Genomic DNA, 2,184 nt, shown 5'->3' on the forward strand with positions numbered 1-2,184 from the left:
CACCAGCGTCTCGCTTCCCTCGCGAAGATGCTGCCTCAGAATGCCTATGGCCCTGTCGCCGTCGCGCCACCGGCAGGCGGCCAGCAGATCGCGGTGCTCCGTCTGCGAGCGGCTGCGATAGTCCAGGTTCGACAGCAGGATGCGGACGTAGCGATCGGCGGCATTGTGGTGCGCCTCGATTAAGGCCAGCAATCGATTGTTGCCGCAGGCATCGTAGAGAGCCAGATGAAAGGCACGGTTCAGCGCGCCCCATCGGCCGACATTGCGCTCCGCGTCGATCTGATCGAGAACCTGTTCCGCCTCGTCGAGCCTGTCACCGGCGAGATTGGGAAGCGAAAGCCGCAACGCCTCGCATTCGAGCAATTCGCGCAGTGCATAGATTTCACTGATCTCGGCGCTGTCCATCCGGGCGACCTGCGCGCCTTTTGTCGGATGGATGGAAACAATGCCTTCGGCTTCCAATTGGCGAAGGGCGTCACGAATGGGCATGCGGCTGAAGCCAAACTGCTCGGCCAATTCGTCCTGGCGCAGCGAAGTGCCCGCCTTGATGGTGCCACTGGCAATCGCTTCGCGCAGGACATTGGCGACCTGTTCGGCCACGGTTCGCGGCCCCTGCATCACGCTTTCCGCAAATCCTGGCAATCGATGCTCCCGTTTGACGCGGGGCGCTCAGCCTAACGGAAACCCCTCTGCATGGATATATGTATGCCTGTATATGCACACGTTCGGCATCAATTGCCAGACTTGCCCGAATTCCTGCGCCAAGGCCTGATCTGCGTATTTTACCGGCGCTTCGCTTGCCTGGCGTCAGCCGCCGAAGCGCGGTTCCGCGACGCCCCTAACGCCAAGGCCTGATATGGCGAACAGGCTGCCGCGCAAAACGCCGTCGCCGGGAAAACGCGGCAGCGGCGGCTTGGCCATTGAGGTGACGTAGAGGGTGTCGAGCTTCGGTCCGCCGAACATGACGCTGGTGATCTTCTTGACCGGCATGTCGATGATGCGATCGATGCTGCCATCGGGCGCGTAGCGTACCAGCCTTCCGTCATAGACCAGCGCATTCCAGAGATAGCCCTCGGCATCGACGGTCGAGCCGTCCGCCGCACCGCCTCGGCTGGTGTCGACGCGCACGAAGGTACGCCTGTTGGTGGCGGCACCGGTGGCGATATCGTAGTCGTAGGCCCATATCTCGCCGGTCCAGGTATCGGCGAAATAGAAGGTGCGGTCGTCGGGGCTCCAGCATGGACCGTTGGAGCAGATGATGCCGGAATCGATCCGGGTGACGGAAAAATCCGGATCGAGCCTGTAGAGACCGCCGGACGGCCCCTCTTCCATCGTATCCATGGAGCCGGCGAAGAAACGGCCGCGCCGGTCGACCTTGCCGTCGTTGAGCCGGTTCATCGGCTTGTCCGGCTCGGGATCGTGGATCAGCGTCACCTCGCCCGTGGCGAAATCGAGCAGATGGAAGCCGCGCTGCAGCGAGACGACAGCGCCGCCGCCGTCCTTGCGCAGCGCCATTGAGCCGATCTTCATCGGCACGTCCCATGACCGGATCTCGCGCCCGTCGGCGGTCGCCCGAAACACGCGCCCGTCGAAGCTGTCGATCCAGTAGAGTCGTTCCTGTTCGACGTCCCACAGCGGTCCTTCGCCCAGTGTGGTCTTCACGTCCACCACGACTTCGATCTTCATGCCGTCCTCCTCCGTTTTGCGTCTCGCGGCGATTGCTCGGGCAGCCTCAGAAAGCGACCTTGTCCCCGCCTTTCAATGACAGGATTTCGCGTGCCTCGTCGGGCGTCGCCACCTCCATGCCGAGCCCTTCGATGATCTTGCGGGCCAGCAAGACCTGCTCGGCGTTCGACTTGGCAAGCTTGCCCTTGCCCGCCCACAGACTGTCCTCCAGCCCGACGCGGATGTTGCCGCCAAGGGCCGCCGATTGCGCGGCGATGCGCAGTTGGCTGGCGCCGGCGCCCAGTACCGACCACCGGAACTGGTCGCCGAACAGCCGGTCGGCAGTGCGCTTCATATGGGCAACGTCTTCTGGATGCGTGCCGATGCCGCCGAGCAGCCCGAACACCGACTGCACGAAGAAAGGCGGCTCCACCAGCCCACGGTCGGCGAAGTGGGAAAGGTTGTACAGATGGGCGATGTCGTAGCACTCGAACTCGAAGCGCGTGCCGTTGTCGTAGC

The 2,184-nt window shown here is 63.3% G+C and carries 3 protein-coding genes; all 3 read right to left on the reverse strand.

The genetic code is table 11. The features are described 5' to 3' along the window. The coding region (locus EN991_RS33455; RefSeq protein WP_164769566.1) for a GntR family transcriptional regulator at positions 1 to 618 on the reverse strand (618 nt) is incomplete at its 3' end. 189 nt (positions 619 to 807) lie between these two features. Next, a complete protein-coding gene (locus EN991_RS33460; RefSeq protein ID WP_013533046.1) occupies positions 808 to 1,686 on the reverse strand; it encodes an SMP-30/gluconolactonase/LRE family protein in 879 nt (292 codons plus the stop codon). 46 nt (positions 1,687 to 1,732) lie between these two features. Beyond that, positions 1,733 to 2,184, reverse strand: a 452-nt coding sequence (locus EN991_RS33465; protein ID WP_164769567.1) for a 3-keto-5-aminohexanoate cleavage protein, incomplete at its 5' end; no start/stop codon positions are given.

The organism is Mesorhizobium sp. M7A.F.Ca.US.005.03.2.1 (assembly GCF_003997795.1).
Taxonomy (GTDB): domain Bacteria; phylum Pseudomonadota; class Alphaproteobacteria; order Rhizobiales; family Rhizobiaceae; genus Mesorhizobium; species Mesorhizobium ciceri.